This window comes from Gillisia hiemivivida, assembly GCF_007997295.1.
Lineage (GTDB): Bacteria > Bacteroidota > Bacteroidia > Flavobacteriales > Flavobacteriaceae > Gillisia > Gillisia hiemivivida.
Map to the genome: position 1 here is coordinate 1 of NZ_VORY01000013.1, position 15,464 is coordinate 15,464.

General features: G+C 34.5%; 13 protein-coding genes, 1 other RNA gene and 1 pseudogene. 7 read left to right on the forward strand and 8 right to left on the reverse strand.

Annotated elements, in window-relative coordinates; all coding sequences use genetic code 11:
- Nucleotides 1-1,637: pseudogene (locus ES724_RS11025) on the reverse strand (hypothetical protein); the annotation flags it as partial.
- A gap of 489 nt (nt 1,638-2,126) precedes the next feature.
- Nucleotides 2,127-2,627 carry a hypothetical protein gene (locus ES724_RS11030; protein WP_146932969.1) on the reverse strand — a complete coding sequence of 167 codons (501 nt, stop codon included), beginning with the start codon at nt 2,625-2,627 and terminating at the stop codon, nt 2,127-2,129.
- A gap of 321 nt (nt 2,628-2,948) precedes the next feature.
- On the opposite strand from ES724_RS11030, the gene pdxH reads away from it, so the two are divergent.
- From pdxH to ES724_RS11050, 4 genes are read left to right on the forward strand one after another with little or no spacing between them, the layout of a single operon-like run.
- Entirely contained in the window at nt 2,949-3,593 is a 645-nt protein-coding gene (gene pdxH / locus ES724_RS11035) for a pyridoxamine 5'-phosphate oxidase (RefSeq protein ID WP_146932971.1), read from the forward strand.
- A 2-nt stretch (nt 3,594-3,595) separates the two neighbouring features.
- Nucleotides 3,596-4,081 carry a SixA phosphatase family protein gene (locus tag ES724_RS11040; RefSeq protein ID WP_146932973.1) on the forward strand — a complete coding sequence of 162 codons (486 nt, stop codon included), beginning with the start codon at nt 3,596-3,598 and terminating at the stop codon, nt 4,079-4,081.
- A 5-nt stretch (nt 4,082-4,086) separates the two neighbouring features.
- Entirely contained in the window at nt 4,087-6,189 is a 2,103-nt protein-coding gene (gene ppk1 / locus ES724_RS11045; protein ID WP_146932975.1) for a polyphosphate kinase 1, read from the forward strand.
- Nucleotides 6,186-7,076, forward strand: a complete 891-nt coding sequence (locus tag ES724_RS11050; protein ID WP_146932977.1) for a Ppx/GppA phosphatase family protein — start codon at nt 6,186-6,188, stop codon at nt 7,074-7,076. The genes ppk1 and ES724_RS11050 overlap by 4 nt, the downstream gene beginning before the upstream one ends.
- 122 nt (nt 7,077-7,198) lie before the next feature.
- On the opposite strand, the gene miaE is transcribed toward ES724_RS11050, so the two are convergent.
- A complete protein-coding gene (gene miaE / locus ES724_RS11055; protein ID WP_146932979.1) occupies nt 7,199-7,780 on the reverse strand; it encodes a tRNA-(ms[2]io[6]A)-hydroxylase in 582 nt (193 codons plus the stop codon).
- 2 nt (nt 7,781-7,782) lie between these two features.
- On the reverse strand, nt 7,783-9,642 hold the full coding sequence (locus ES724_RS11060) for a DNA polymerase III subunit gamma/tau (protein WP_146932980.1): 1,860 nt from the start codon (nt 9,640-9,642) through the stop codon (nt 7,783-7,785).
- A 140-nt stretch (nt 9,643-9,782) separates the two neighbouring features.
- Here ES724_RS11060 and rnpB point away from each other — a divergent pair.
- Nucleotides 9,783-10,099: RNase P RNA component class A (rnpB, locus tag ES724_RS11065), an RNA gene on the forward strand.
- Between the two features lie 84 nt (nt 10,100-10,183).
- Here the strand turns inward: rnpB and ES724_RS11070 are convergent.
- Genes ES724_RS11070 through ES724_RS11085 form a run of 4 tightly spaced genes read right to left on the reverse strand, consistent with a single transcriptional unit; the run spans nt 10,184 to nt 12,561 of the window.
- Nucleotides 10,184-10,564 carry a hypothetical protein gene (locus ES724_RS11070; protein ID WP_146932982.1) on the reverse strand — a complete coding sequence of 127 codons (381 nt, stop codon included), beginning with the start codon at nt 10,562-10,564 and terminating at the stop codon, nt 10,184-10,186.
- A complete protein-coding gene (locus ES724_RS11075) occupies nt 10,561-11,109 on the reverse strand; it encodes an RsmD family RNA methyltransferase (RefSeq protein ID WP_146932984.1) in 549 nt (182 codons plus the stop codon). Before ES724_RS11075 ends, ES724_RS11070 begins: the two co-directional genes overlap by 4 nt.
- Entirely contained in the window at nt 11,100-11,927 is an 828-nt protein-coding gene (locus ES724_RS11080) for a DUF3822 family protein (RefSeq protein WP_146932986.1), read from the reverse strand. Before ES724_RS11080 ends, ES724_RS11075 begins: the two co-directional genes overlap by 10 nt.
- Nucleotides 11,914-12,561, reverse strand: coding sequence for a hypothetical protein (locus tag ES724_RS11085; protein WP_146932988.1), 648 nt, complete (start codon nt 12,559-12,561; stop codon nt 11,914-11,916). The genes ES724_RS11080 and ES724_RS11085 overlap by 14 nt, the downstream gene beginning before the upstream one ends.
- Nucleotides 12,562-12,674: 113 nt before the next feature.
- On the opposite strand from ES724_RS11085, the gene ES724_RS11090 reads away from it, so the two are divergent.
- Both ES724_RS11090 and kdsB read left to right on the forward strand, forming a co-directional pair.
- Nucleotides 12,675-14,111: an ATP-dependent DNA helicase gene (locus tag ES724_RS11090; protein ID WP_211362763.1), complete on the forward strand. Its 1,437-nt coding sequence runs from the start codon at nt 12,675-12,677 to the stop codon at nt 14,109-14,111.
- Between the two features lie 24 nt (nt 14,112-14,135).
- The gene (kdsB, locus tag ES724_RS11095; protein WP_146932990.1) at nt 14,136-14,888 is read left to right on the forward strand and encodes a 3-deoxy-manno-octulosonate cytidylyltransferase; all 753 of its coding nucleotides are present in this window, start codon (nt 14,136-14,138) and stop codon (nt 14,886-14,888) included.
- Nucleotides 14,889-15,464 lie beyond the last annotated feature (576 nt).

The window sequence follows — 15,464 nt, forward strand, 5'->3', positions numbered from 1 at the left end:
TCTTCATCTGAACAAGATCCATTTGCATCGTAGATCCATACTGTTTGAGTGCTAGTGATCGGTCCCGTGATTACAGTTCCACCATTTGCTTGACTGTTGTTATAATATGCTTGAGTTCCACTTAGGTCACTTCCTGATATGGCTGGTAAAGTATAACTGTCACATTCAGATTGAGAACCTGGATTAGTTATAACCGGAGTTTTAGTAATTGTTACCTCAAAGCTTTCTTCATCTGAACAAGATCCATTTGCATCGTAGATCCATACTGTTTGAGTGCTAGTGATCGGTCCCGTGATTACAGTTCCACCATTTGCTTGACTGTTGTTATAATATGCCTGGGTTCCACTTAGGTCACTTCCTGATATGGCTGGTAAAGTATAACTGTCACATTCAGATTGAGAACCTGGATTGGTAAGAACCGGAGTTTTAGTTATTGTTATTACTTGTGTATTCGAGTTTGTACAAGTTCCCGCATTAGCTGTTGAATATTTGATAGTATATGAACCTGCTATAGACGCATCTACGTCTATTATTCCGGAAGTAGAATTTATAATTAATCCTGAAGTAGAACTAAATGAACCGCCACTAACACCAGTAACGGTTGGCGTTGGGTCATTATCATCACTACAATAAGAAGAAGCTGAATAACTAAAAGTAGCATTATCCAAAGTATTTATCGTAATAGTAGCACTTCCTGTTTCAACTGTTTTATCAGGACAATTTGAATTCAAAATTATCGCCCGATAACTAGTTGTAACGTTAACATTAGAAGCTTCATAGGTAGTAGTAGTGTTAGCTATATCAACCCATCCTGCACCTTCATCTTTTTGCCATTTCTCAACCGCGCCAAAATTACCTGTAAGAGTTAAAGTTGTGGAATTAGGACTACCTGAACAATATGTAGCCTCCCCAGAAATAGTTCCACTAACATTAATGTCTAAATCAATGCTCTCACCACCACATGGTGCAGAATTTAAATTACCACCCTTGAAAGATAAATAGGAACCAAGGTTAATAACACCGCCTTCAGCCAGATCACATAAATCAATCACCGATCCACTACCAGATAAAGGCACCTTTATTTCAATAAATTTACCATCATTTGGAGCAAAATCTCCTACTTCTGCTATAAGGCCGCTCACATTATTTAAAACTAAATTTGTCCCATTCCATTTATAAACCAATGTTGAAGAATCATTTGCATCAATCTGTAAAACAACATCAGCTCCTGGAAAAGGATAAACTTTCGATTTATATGTTTCAGAAACTAAGTCCAGACTAGGGTCAGTATCTAAATAATATCTGAAGATCGAACTACCATTATTTCCATTGAAAAGACCAAGTAATAAGTAAGGCCCATTAGTGTCAGATTTAACAACTGCATACACTTGCTGAACATCGCAAGTGTTATTGGAACCAAGCTTAATATCTTTCACTTGACCTGCTGCATATTCTGAAGCAGTATAATCACCATCAGGTACAAATACCTGTGAATAAGCAGTAGAAAAATTAAAAAAGCATCCAGAGAAAATTAATAGGACGATTAGAGTTTTAGAAAATGGAAGCGAAATGGAAGATAGTCCTCGAAAGGATCTTTTTGCATTTTCAAATTTTGGCGAAGTAGTTTTCCAAATCATAATGTACACTTTTGAATTAGTACTAAAATTTTATATGAATCCCCATAATCCAATTAAGAAATGGTTCATCAATAAATGATTAATTTAAATTTTGTAACTATAGAAGTGATTTTGCTTGGGGCTTAACCACAATTTGTCCTCTTTAGGGGAGCAACAAATTATATTGAATACAGAAGATTTCGTGGGGGGAATCTTTTACAAATCGATTTGAGACAATTTGATATATGCACTAATATGAAGTAAATTTATTATAATAGGTTGTTAAAAAAAGAAATTCCCAATATTTTAGATTAAATACCAATTATACGGGATTAAATACATTAATTGATAACATAAAATACTAGTTTTCACCCATTTCTGAAGACAAAACCTTTCATTTTGAAAGGGAAAATAAAATATACAATAAGGGATTTACCCCATTTTTGAGACTATTTAATCAAAAAATGCTAACCTTTTAGATTATCATTTAATTATATAGTCTTTGTAAGACTACTTTCTTTCATACATCAATAAGCGATGCATATTACCCTCAATTAATGGGAATTTCTTCAGATCTATCTCGTAAATCCATCCTTCTTCAACAGTATTGAAAACATCATATTCAGAATCTTCAGTATATCCCAATTCTTGTCTTGCATAATTTAACCAGGTTTGATAGGTTGGAACATCCATTGACTCGTCATTGGCCTGAACAATTAAAAAATCACCTTCTAATGTAATTTGAAATTTTGCAGCTGGATTATTTTTGATCTTCCCCATATCCGCCCAGTCACCTTCATTCATTTCATATAAGGTAATACTATTAAGGTCTTTTGGATTGAAATCTACAGCATATACATTATGATTTCTACCGTAATTATCTGAATCTAGCATGCCAGGAACAGAGCAACTGCTTAAAGAAAAGATAGAGATGACAATTAGTGTGAATTTGACAAGAGAGAGATTGGCTAATTTAGTTGGGGCTAAATTAGCAGCGCTTAGTGTAAACATGTGGGGCTACTTTAAATTAATTGATTAACAAATAGTTTATTGTAGGTTAAAGAGCAAAATCCTTTGGGGAAAATCTTGATCCTCGTCAAACATAGAGGAAGCAATGCTTACAAAATATTAATGAGCAATTTTTTAGACATAATCAATGGAAAAATAGATAAAAAACACTATGTTAACAAGGAGTTAAGCTAGGTTTTAGTTATCAAAAGGTTATTAACAATCTGTTTTTTTGTAAGTGATTAATTAAACTTTTTTTTAAACTTTTAATAGGAGTCTAATGTATTATCTGCAAAACTTGTAAATTGCGTAAAAGCGAAATGAATGAGTAAAAATTTAGCCGATTATCGTAAAAATTACGACAAGGGAGAATTGTTGGAAGAGCATATAGCTATCAATCCTTTTGTACAATTCAAAGTTTGGTTTGAAGAAATGGAGAATGCAGAAACTTCTTCAGAAGTTAATGCTATGAATATCTCTAGTATTGGATTGGATGGGTTTCCTAAGAATAGAATTGTTCTTTTAAAGGAATATAATGAAGAAGGCTTTATTTTTTATACCAACTATGGGTCAGAAAAGGCTCAATCATTATTAGCTAATCCATATACCTGCTTGTCATTTTTTTGGCCAGAACTAGAGCGGCAAGTGATAATAAAAGGCATAGCAGAGAAGGATTCCGAAGAAAAAGCAATCGCATACTTTAATTCTAGACCAAGGGAAAGCCAGTTGGGAGCATGGGCATCTCATCAAAGCTCAGAAATTTCTTCAAGAGAAGTTTTAGATAAGACGCTGAGAGAATTAACTTTAGAATTTCAAGGTAAACCGGTTCCTAAACCCGAGTTTTGGGGTGGTTTTCTAGTGAAGCCTATAAGTTTTGAATTTTGGCAGGGAAGACCAAATAGATTACACGACCGGATAGTGTATACTAAAGAAAGAAAAAATTGGAGTTTTAAACGCTTAGCACCATAATTATGAAAAGGCTAATACTTGTAAGACACGGAAAATCATCTTGGAAACATAATTTGCCAGATGATAAAAGACCTCTTAAGAAAAGAGGCGAAAGAGATGGTTTGCTTGTAGCGAAGTCTTTTTCATCATTTTTTCAGAAACCAGTAACTGTTTGGTCTAGCCCGGCAGTTAGAGCATTGTCTACTGCGAACATCTTTAAAAGTGAATTAGCTATTGAAGATAAACACTTCAATATTATAACTTCACTCTACACTTTTGATAGTGGAGATTTATACTCTCAAATTAAGAATTGTGATCCAGGAATAGATAAATTAATGGTCTTCGGACATAATCCTGCAATGACAAATCTGGTAAATAAGCTTGGAGATTCTTACGTAGATAATGTGCCTACAACAGGATTAACAGTTATTGATTTTGAAACTAATAGTTGGGAAAACCTCAAAAACGGAAAAACTATTCTAAGTTTATTTCCTAAAAATTTACGATAAAATTAATGGGTAACAACCAATACATCAATAGAGAGCTTAGCTGGCTTCAGTTTAACGCGCGTGTTCTTCAAGAAGCAGAAGATGAGTCTGTTCCACTTATTGAAAGACTGCGATTCTTAGGTATTTTTTCTAATAACTTAGATGAATTCTTTAAAGTGAGATATGCAACTATAAAACGAATAGATCTTGCAGGTAAAAGTGCCAAAAGTGTTTTGGGAGGGATCAAAGCTAGTAAACTTTTGGAAGAGATCACCCAAATTGTTATAGAACACCAGTCAGAAAGTTTAAAGGTGCTCCATAGTATTCAGGAAAAACTTAAGGATCATGATATTTATATCATCAACGAAAAACAAGTTTCAGAATCACAAGAAGATTTTATAAAGAATTATTTTCTATCAAAAGTAAGCCCTGCATTAGTTACTATTATATTAAATGATCTGGTAGATATACCAAGCTTGAAGGATAGTGCTGCATATTTGGCGGTAAAAATGGTGATGAAGGAGGAGATTCCTCAACAAGGAATTTCTAAATTATTGAATCGGCATATCCATGAAAAGAAATACGTTTTAATTGAAATCCCTAGAAGTATAGATCGGTTTGTTGTACTTCCAATGGAAGATGGAAAACAATATATTATTTTGTTAGACGATCTTATAAGATTTAATCTTAAAACCATCTTTAACATTTTTGAATATGAAAGCGTTACTGCCCATATGATAAAGATCACTAGAGATGCCGAATTGGATATAGATAGTGACTTAAGTAAGAGTTTTATAGAAAAGATAACTTTAAGCGTACAAGACAGATTAAAAGGGGATCCCGTTAGGTTTGTTTACGATATGAATATTGGAGAAGACACCCTCGCATTTTTAATGGGAAAAATGGGAATTGACTCTACTGATAGTATTATTCCCGGAGGTAGATACCATAACAGAAGGGATTATATGAACTTTCCAAATATTGGCGACGATAAATTACTTTATACTCCAATAGATCCACTTCCAATAAAAGGTTTAGTGCTTCAAGGAAGTTTGTTGGGAATGATCGCAAAAAAGGATTACTTGCTTTATGCGCCTTATCAAACCTTTGCGTATGTGGTTAAATTTTTACGGGAAGCTGCTTTAGATCCTAAAGTAAGATCTATTAAAATAACTATTTATAGACTGGCCAAGATCTCGCATATTGCCAGTTCTCTTATAAATGCCGTTAAGAATGGTAAAAAAGTAACTGTACAAATAGAGCTAAGAGCAAGATTTGATGAAGTTGCAAATATTAAGTACGCCGAGCAAATGCAGAAGGAAGGGGTGAAATTGATATTTGGGGTTACTGGTTTAAAAGTTCATTGTAAAACTTGTATAATAGAACGAGAAGAGAATGGTAAACTTCATAAATACGGCTTTATAAGTACAGGGAATTTTAATGAGTCTACTTCCAGGATTTATACAGATTATACTTTGTTTACAGGAAATCAGGAAGTATTAAAAGAGATAAATAAGGTTTTTGATTTCTTTGAGATCAATTATAAGGTGAGCAGGTATAAGCATTTATTGGTATCGCCACATTATACTAAAATGGCTTTGGTCAAACTTATCACCACAGAGATCGAAAATGCTCAAAGTGGTAAAAAATCGGGTATTAAATTAAAACTTAATAGTCTGTCTGATTATACACTTATAGATAAGCTATATGAAGCCAGCAGGGCAGGTGTTAAGATCCAATTGATAATACGTGGAATTTGCTCCTTAATTCCCGGTGTTCCTGGAATGAGCGATAATATTGAAGCAATTAGTATTATAGATAAATTCTTAGAGCATCCAAGGGTTTTTATTTTTGAGAACAATGGCAAACCGAAGGTTTATATTTCATCTGCCGACTGGATGTCTAGAAATATGGATTATCGGGTAGAAGTCTCTTGTCCTATATACGATGAGGACATAAAAAATGAGATCTTGGAGACTTTTATGATAAGTTGGAATGATAATGTAAAGGCTCGTGTTTTAAGTGCAAATCAGGATAATGCCTATAGGGAGAAGAAATTTCCTGCAGTGCGTTCCCAATATGCACTCTACGAGTATTATGAACAAAAATTAGAAGAAGTAAAAGTTTGATTACACAACATAAATATGCAGCAATAGATATAGGTTCCAATGCGGTTCGGTTATTAATTTCAACAATAACAGAGCAAGAGGGAAAAGAGCCTATTTTTAAAAAAACATCATTAGTAAGGGTGCCAATAAGGTTGGGAGCAGATGTTTTCATGACTAAAATGATCTCTGAAGAAAATCAGGTGAGAATGATAGATACCATGAAGGCTTTTCAATTATTAATGAAATCTCATAAGATCGAAAGGTATAAAGCATGTGCAACTTCAGCAATGAGAGAAGCAGAAAATGGGGTACATGTTGCTAATGAAGTTTTAGAAAAAACTGGAATAGAAATTGAAATTATAGATGGCACCCATGAGGCAGCTATTATTGCTACTACAGATCTTAATCTTCTTATTCAGACTGATAAGACCTATCTCTATGTAGATGTTGGGGGTGGTAGTACAGAATTTACCTTGTACTCTAATGGGGAGGCTATTACCTCAAGATCCTTTAAATTGGGGACGGTTAGGTTGCTTAAAAATATTACTGAGCCTAATATTTGGGAAGAGGTGGAAACATGGGTCAAAGCCGTTACTAAAGATTATCATAGAATAGATCTGGTAGGATCTGGTGGGAACATTAATAATATTTTTAAAAGTAGTGGGAAGGCAATTGGTAAACCTCTTAGTTATCTATATCTAAGTTCTTATTATCAACTCTTAAATTCCTTTACTTACGAAGAAAGAATTACAGAATTGAATTTAAATGATGACCGTGCAGATGTTATTATACCTGCAACAAGAATCTATCTTTCTGCTATGAAATGGACCAAGGCAAGGCGCATTTACGTTCCTAAAATTGGATTGGCAGATGGGATCATAAAATCACTTTATCAGGAAAAGATATAATGTTTAATTGAGGGTCTATTTCACCGTACGCATGGCTATCGAGAAGTCTCTAACTTTATAAGTATTTTCCTCCCGAAGGATCGGCAGATAGCACGCGGGCTTGCCCTTGGGTTCTTGATTTGCTAACCGTGAATACTTTGAGTTTTGCTTAAGCTTTTCATGACTTCGGCTTCAAATTCTAGTAAATCATTCCATTTTTGATCGACTTCTTTTCGGTCTCCATATTGTCTGGCAAAGTTGAGAAAAAGTGTATAGTGATTAGCCTCACTTACCATTAAGTTCCTGTAAAAATCCCTTAACTCTTCTTCTTGTAATTTTTCTGAAAGCAATCTAAAACGTTCGCAACTTCTAGCTTCAATAAGGGCAGCTATCAATAATCTGTGTACCAACTGCGTACCACGAGAACCTCCTTTAGGGAAGAATTTGAGCAACTGAAGCACATATTCATCCTTACGATCCCGCCCCATTATATAGCCTCTTTTCAGCAATTTATCATGAACCATTTTAAAATGGCCCATCTCTTCTCTTGCTAAAGCTGTCATTTCTGAAACCAGATCGGAATATTCAGGAAAGGAAACGATTAGGGAGATTGCCGTAGAGGCAGCTTTTTGTTCGCAATAAGCATGATCTGTTAGAATTTCTTCTAAATTTTTCTCTGCAATAGAAGCCCAACGTGGGTCTGTAGGTAGTTTTAAGCCAAGCATAATTATATATCTAGATCAAAAGTTTTACGGAGTTTCTCCAATAACGGATTTTGCTCTTTCAACTTATTAAATTTTTCCATGTCTGTAAAGGCATACTTCTTTGCTACCTGTTCGTTCACCTGTATGTCCAGGGTGATCAAAGTGTTTTGAAGTTTCTTTTTTAGAAAGCTCATCAAAGGATGAGTATGTCTTTCTAATTCATTTTTCATAGTATCCGCCGGTAACTCTATAGAAACCACCTTATCGGTTAGCTTTGGCATATCTGTTTCCATAATAGAAGCCAGAATTTTTTCACCTCTATGCTTTAGTCTTTGTATATATTCATCCCAGGCGGCATGTAATTGCGTTTCATTTATGGCTTCGTCCAGTACCTCAGCTGTAACAACCTTTTCTCCATGCTTTTTGGCAAGGATCTCTTTTTTCTGCTTGATACTTTTTATAGATAGACCCGAAACTTTTTTAGGCATTGCCTGTTCAGAATTTGGCTTCACTTCTGTTGAAGATCGATCTTCCTGAGTTTTTTCCTTTGTGCTTGGTGTCTCTGGAGTAATTTGATTAGATGGAGTATCTAGTTCTAGTTCTTCTTTAGATTCACTGGTAGGTTTAGGAGTATCTATTGATTTTGTATGCTCTTTCTTTTCTTCCGAAGGAATAATTGCAGAGGCTGTTGTGGTTTCTGCATTTTCAGAAAATTCATTTTCGGTGATCACTTTTTTTGCTTCCGTAGGAATTGAAACAGAAGCAACTTTCGCATCCTTAAAATGCTCTGGAGCGATTATGAATGGTTCAGACTTTTTTTTTTCTCCATCAAAATTGATAGAGGCAAGCTGCATAAGGCATAATTCAACTAATAACCTCTGATTTCGACTTGCTTTGTATTTGAGATCACAATCGTTAGCCATTTCTATTCCCTTCAATAAAAAGGAATGGGAAGTTTGCTGAGATTGTTTAAAATAATTGGCCTTAGCAGTTTCTCCAACTTCAAGAAGATCTATAGTTTTTTGATCCTTACAAACCATGAGGTCTCTAAAATGGGATGCTATTCCAGAAATAAAATGATGTCCATCAAATCCATTAGACAAAATAGTATTGAAATCTACCAGCAACTGTGGAATATCATTATCCAATATTAACTGGGTAATATTTAGATAGGTTTCATAATCTAATACATTTAAATTCTCTGTAACTGCTTGTCTGGTTAATTTAGCGCCGCTATAACTAACTACTCTATCATAAATAGAAAGGGCATCTCGCATTGCGCCATCGGCTTTTTGAGCAATAATGTGCAAAGCTTCTTCTTCAGCTTCAATTCCTTGCTGCTCTGCGATGTATCCCAAATATTTTCTAGCATCGGTAACCGTGATCCGTTTAAAGTCGAATATTTGGCAACGAGAAAGAATGGTTGGAATTATTTTATGTTTCTCTGTAGTAGCAAGAATGAAAATGGCATGTTTTGGTGGTTCTTCCAAAGTCTTCAAAAAAGCATTGAAAGCAGAGGTAGATAACATATGTACCTCATCTATAATATACACCTTGTATTTTCCAACCTGTGGTGGGATCCGAACCTGATCTATCAGATTCCGAATATCATCTACAGAGTTATTGGAAGCTGCATCGAGTTCAAAAATATTGAAAGCAAAATCCTCATCTGGTTGTTGGGTGCCATCATGATTGATCATTTTGGCAAGTATACGCGCACAAGTAGTTTTTCCTACTCCTCGTGGCCCGGTAAAAAGTAATGCTTGTGCTAAGTGATTATGTTCTATAGCATTTAAAAGCGTGTTAGTAATGGCTTGCTGTCCCACAACGTCTTTAAAAGTTTGTGGGCGATATTTACGTGCCGATACAACAAAATGCTCCATAGATAAATTTTGAAAAACAAATATAGAAATACCATCCCGAAGATGTAAATCTATTTCTTGTTTTTTATCAAGAATATTAATCTATAATTCTGCGGTGCTTTAATAATGCTAGATTTAAAATGCTGCTGTATATTTGCGTGAAAGTAGGCCACCTTATCGCCACACCCCCGGTGTGGAGGAAAGTCCGGACACCATAGAGCAGCATAGTGGATAACACCCACCAGTCGTGAGATTAGGACAAGTGCAACAGAAAGTATGTACAGGTTAAGCTGTAGTGAAACCAGGTAAACTCTATGCGGTGCAATGCCATGTATACCGGCATTTAAGGGTTGCTCGCCCGTTGTTGGAGGGTAGGCAGCTAAAGATTCTTGGTAACAAGAATATGAGATAAATGATAAGGATCACTTTCTCTTCGGAGATTGGGAAACAGAATCCGGCTTATCGGCCTACTTTTTTAATCAAGAACCTCGAGGCAAATCCACGAGGGTTCGGCAATAAAATACTTTTAAAGATTCGAGGCAAGCCTAGAGGAATTAAACCCTCAATGAGGGAATAAATTTTCGGCCCATTCTGCGGCCTCATCTAATTCTAAAAAGATCTTGAAGTCTACTTTAGAAAAAGTTTTTTCGAACTCAGCCATGTTGATTGAAGAAACCTTATTGCTTACTATGGCAATACCAATTAAATTTTTTCTAATCTCTTCGAGTTTTAAATACACTGTTGGATCTACACTATAATTATTTATCCTCCTTGAGATATAAACAAACTTTTTTTCAACATAAAACTCCCTACATCTATTAACCACTTCCATAAATTGGGAATGACTAAAAACAGCCTCTTCATTTACCTCAGAAATCACATAATTTTTGTAGAAGTCTAAGGTTGTAAAACCTAATTTCACAGATTTGATTAAATCACTCATTCTTCTAGATTAATTTTGAAAAAGCTGAAAACTGAGTTTCCATATCTTCTACCCACATCAAAATGTTCTACCTTATCCATTTTGGTATGCTTGGAATGTTCAATTATAAGAACTCCATCCTCGTTAAGTAATTGTTTCTCGAATACAAGATCTACAATTTTTTTAAATTGTGCATCATCAAAATCATAAGGAGGGTCTGCAAATATGATATCTGCTTTTATTGGAGCTCTTTCTAAATATTTAAAAACATCACTTTTAATTGGAGTAATATCCATATCCAACTCTGCACTTGTTTTTTTGATGAATTTAATACAGTCTATGTTTTCATCTACAGAAGTTACAGTCAAAGCACCTCTAGAGGCAAACTCGTAAGAAATATTTCCAGAACCTGAGAATAATTCTAATACATGTAATTTATTAAAGTCAAAGCTATTGTTCAGAATATTAAACAAACCTTCTTTAGCCATATCGGTAGTTGGTCTTACGGGCAGTTTTTTAGGAGCCGTAATTCTTCTTCCTTTATGTTGGCCGGATATTATTCGCATTTAAGAGTTTTTAAAAGAGAAAAAGCTTCTCTATGAAATGTTTCAGATTGTTCCAATTTAGATGTAAAATTAAAAGCGGGGATTAAGAAATCTATATATTTAACATAAGTATAAGCTATGTTGAAGTTATCTGAATTTTTTGAAATATCTCCTAATAACCAAAGATTAAATTCTGAAGGATCTATTTGCAATTGTTCTGCAGTAAACAACAAATAGTAAATAAAATCTTCTTTAGTATCGTACTGAAAAGTATTGGCGAGTAGTAATTTATTTTGCTTAACGATGACAAGATCATAATAACTGGAATAATCATTTAAATAAACTTGAGCATTTTTACTCTCAGTATTTTTAGCTAATACAGCTTCAATAAGAACAGAAATGTTGTTTCTAAATTCGAATTCCCCATATTTATCAAAAAAGTAATTATTGATATTGGTATATGGAATATAAACATTTACTAGCCCGTGAGCTAACATATCATGTGCTACGACATCTGTTTTTAAAATCTTGGTGTTGAATTTCAAATAAGTAGAGGCTTCTTCTTCAATAAAAAAGGATTCTGGAACTACGGTGTATAAATTGTTCGAGAAAAGAACAATTACCTCTAGAAACTCAGTTTGAAGATTAGTTTCTTCAGCATATAGCTTTTCAATTTCCTTTAAAATTTCGACAGGGCTTTGTTCTTTGCCTAGATCGATCTTTTTGTACCAAGTAATTTCGTTGTTGCTACAATTTAGGATACAAAAAGAAAATCCATTCAGGCGAACCTGAATGGACATCTTAAATATATCTTGTTTCTCGTTCTTAGTTATTATCATAAGCTGTTGGCCAGTTACCTTCAGTCTTAATCTCTGTCATAGAACCTAGACTGATGAATCGTCCATTTACACCTTCTACAGAAATCACTTGATTCTCTGCCATAAGCAGATCTTCATCTAGATCATGTAGTACCACTTTCTTCGCAACCTTTGCTTCGAAAACAGGGATTTTATTGTCATTTTTAAGAACAGTACCAGCATCCATACTGAATTTGGCATCTACACCATCTACAGGCACCTTCATCATTTCTTTATACCGTGTAGAATTCTTAAATAAAGAATCTTTTACTGAGGCTGTTCCCAAGGTATCTATGATTATAATATCCTTAAGTTTATCTACTCCGAAAGTTTTTCTGTACTCTTCATCCATAATGGTAGAATCTCTTCTTTGTGTAAGAGTAAATTCTGCAGTATCAATAAATCTTATCAATTTATCGAAATCTTTTTCGAAATTTCCAGTAATTTCCTGATGCGCTAATTGTGCAGCACGAATATCTTTAAGTCGATCAACTACTTTGGCGTAACGTTTCTCTTTAACTTTATTAAATTGAATTGGCTCATACACTGCGTTAAACACCATGTATCCCAAGAAGATGATCACAATCCAAAGGACTAATTGAATGACAAGTTTCATGCGGTTGACTTTTTTAGTTATTAGAGTTCCTCGCAAATCTACAATTTTTTTTTATTCGTAAAAGTTTCTGCCCTAAAAATCCATTGTTATCTTTGAGATTTGCAAGATAGCCTATGGAAACCATTACAGCCGATAAATTTTATAAACTGCTAATCAAGGAGTTAGGATTTCAGGCAAAAATAAAACAAGATATTGCATTACAACAATTAGCTTCTTATGTGGTGAATCCCAAGCCAAATTCGCTGTTTTTACTCAAAGGATTCGCCGGAACTGGTAAAACTACCATCATAAGTTCCCTTGTAAAGAACCTTTGGAAGATAAAAAGAGCGGGTATTTTATTAGCTCCAACCGGAAGAGCTGCAAAGGTGATATCTTTATATTCAAACCAAGAAGCTCAGACTATTCACAAAAAGATATATTTTCCGAAGAAGACCGGTGGAGCAGGAGTCACATTCGTATTACAACCAAATAAGCATAAGAATGCAGTATTTATTGTAGATGAAGCTTCTATGATCCCAGATGAGGATCAAGATTCCAAGTTGTTCGAGAATAAAGGATTGCTTTCAGATCTTATTCAATATGTAGATTCAGGTCAAAATTGTCAGTTGATCTTTATTGGAGATACTGCGCAATTACCTCCAGTGAAGTTAGATCTAAGTCCTGCGCTTATGGAGCAATCTTTAGGTCGGGATTATGACAAGGAAGTGATACATATAGAACTGAATGAAGTGGTGAGGCAGAGCGAAGAAAGTGATATCCTTTTAAATGCTACTAGAATTAGGGAATCTCTGGCTGAAGAGTTTTATGAATCCTTCAAATTTAAGCTTACAGAAAAAGCAGATCTGGTTAGATTAATAGATGGAGATGAGATCTTGGATGCAATACAGGATTCGTATGATAATTTAGGGCATGAAGATACCAGTATCATTGTTCGTTCTAATAAACGTGCTAATCAATACAACCAGCAAATTAGATCCAGAATTTTATTTCAGGAAGAAGAAATCTCTTCCGGAGATTATTTAATGGTGGTCAAGAATAATTATTTCTGGGTAAAACCCACTTCCGAAGCTGGTTTTATTGCCAACGGGGATATTGTGAAGGTGTTAGAGATATTTGCTATTAAAGAATTGTACGGATTTCGTTTTGCTGAAGTCAAAGTGCAAATGGTAGATTATCCAAAAATGGCCGCTTTTGAAACTGTTGTAATCTTGGATACCTTAGAAAGCAATACGCCTTCTTTAACCTATGACGACAGCAATAGATTATATCAAGAAGTGATGAAGGACTATGAAGAAGAAACGTCCAAATACAAGAAGTTTTTGAAGGTGAAGAATAATAAGTTCTTTAATGCGCTTCAAATTAAGTTCTCTTATGCGATGACCTGTCATAAATCTCAGGGTGGACAATGGCATACCGTCTTTATAGAACAGCCATATTTGCCTAATGGAATAGATAAAGAGTATCTTAGATGGCTTTATACTGCGGTAACCCGAGCAACTGATAAACTCTACTTAATAGGGTTTAAGGATGATTTTTTTACTGATAATTAGAATTGAAACGAATTCATAAAAAGAATGGAAAATAACAACTCACTACGAATAATAGCAATGATCCCAGCAAGATTTGAAGCATCTCGGTTTCCGGGTAAGTTAATGGAAGATCTTAATGGTAAAACGGTCATTAGAAGAACCTATGAAGCAGCACTAAATACTAATTTGTTTGATGAAGTGTATGTGGTTACAGATAGCGATATTATTCACAATGAAATTGTAAGTAATCATGGCAAAAGTATAAAAAGCACTAAAGAACATGAATGTGGAAGTGATAGAATTGCCGAAGCTGTAATGAATATGGATGTGGATATTGTGGTTAATGTGCAAGGAGATGAACCACTTATAGATGAAGAAAGTTTACGTAAATTATTAGAGGTTTTTAGGAACGATCCTGAAAAAACCATTGATCTGGCATCTCTAAAAACTCCGATGATGGATAGCGATGAGATCTCCAACCCAAATAATGTGAAGGTGATCACCAATAAAGATAATCTTGCACTTTACTTTTCAAGGTTCCCGCTCCCATATCCAAGAGAGACTACCTCTGGAGTCACCTATTTTAAACATATTGGAATATATGCCTTCAGGAAAGAGGCACTTATGGATTTTTATAGTTTACCAATGCTTGAATTAGAAGCTACAGAAAAGATTGAATGTATCAGATATCTGGAATATGGGAAAAGCATAAAAATGGTGGAAACTAATTTTAAAGGGATTGGGATAGATACTCCTGAAGATCTTGAAAAAGCACGTAAATTATTTGATACCAATTAATTGCTTTCATATAAATATCAACCCTAAGTTGTTATTTGAAGTTTTTTATTGGGTTATAATGAAATGCCTGTCTAGGTTTAAAGAAAAATGATAAACTGAGAAAAAAATCTGCGGAAATCTGCGAAATCTTCGGGAAAAAGACAAAACCAGATTTCTTAAAAAGTCCCATTTAAAAAGCAGTACGAAAAGAATAATTCAATATAAAAGATCCTTCGACAGGCTACCATTGACTTAATTTCAAGAATCTGGAATACACTCCCTCTGGTCGGTAAAGATCTGTTTAATTTTTAAGATTGTTCATTTTTTTGCGTGTCCAAAAAAACGAACCAAAAAAAGGACACTTTTTTGTAGGTGTTTCCAATTATGCTAACGCATAATTAGAACCGTAGTTCCACGGCTAAATTTTCTCCAAGGCTTCGAAAATTTTACGCCGTGGAACTACTACACTTGCAAAAAAGAAGTTCTTAAGAAGATAAATCAGCTAGAAACAATTATACGTCAAAAACCTACGCTAGATAATTTTTTTTATCACGGGTCTCAGGATGACACTCACAAACTTGTCATACTGAGCAGTCA

What these genes read in the sequence shown, in the direction of transcription:
- ES724_RS11030 (WP_146932969.1), bottom strand. Translation starts at nt 2,627, where the DNA reads ATGTTTACACTAAGCGCTGCTAATTTAGCCCCAACTAAATTAGCCAAT.
- pdxH (WP_146932971.1), top strand. Translation starts at nt 2,949, where the DNA reads ATGAGTAAAAATTTAGCCGATTATCGTAAAAATTACGACAAGGGAGAA.
- ES724_RS11040 (WP_146932973.1), top strand. Translation starts at nt 3,596, where the DNA reads ATGAAAAGGCTAATACTTGTAAGACACGGAAAATCATCTTGGAAACAT.
- ppk1 (WP_146932975.1), top strand. Translation starts at nt 4,087, where the DNA reads ATGGGTAACAACCAATACATCAATAGAGAGCTTAGCTGGCTTCAGTTT.
- miaE (WP_146932979.1), bottom strand. Translation starts at nt 7,780, where the DNA reads ATGCTTGGCTTAAAACTACCTACAGACCCACGTTGGGCTTCTATTGCA.
- ES724_RS11060 (WP_146932980.1), bottom strand. Translation starts at nt 9,642, where the DNA reads ATGGAGCATTTTGTTGTATCGGCACGTAAATATCGCCCACAAACTTTT.
- ES724_RS11070 (WP_146932982.1), bottom strand. Translation starts at nt 10,564, where the DNA reads ATGAGTGATTTAATCAAATCTGTGAAATTAGGTTTTACAACCTTAGAC.
- ES724_RS11075 (WP_146932984.1), bottom strand. Translation starts at nt 11,109, where the DNA reads ATGCGAATAATATCCGGCCAACATAAAGGAAGAAGAATTACGGCTCCT.
- ES724_RS11080 (WP_146932986.1), bottom strand. Translation starts at nt 11,927, where the DNA reads ATGATAATAACTAAGAACGAGAAACAAGATATATTTAAGATGTCCATT.
- ES724_RS11085 (WP_146932988.1), bottom strand. Translation starts at nt 12,561, where the DNA reads ATGAAACTTGTCATTCAATTAGTCCTTTGGATTGTGATCATCTTCTTG.
- ES724_RS11090 (WP_211362763.1), top strand. Translation starts at nt 12,675, where the DNA reads ATGGAAACCATTACAGCCGATAAATTTTATAAACTGCTAATCAAGGAG.
- kdsB (WP_146932990.1), top strand. Translation starts at nt 14,136, where the DNA reads ATGGAAAATAACAACTCACTACGAATAATAGCAATGATCCCAGCAAGA.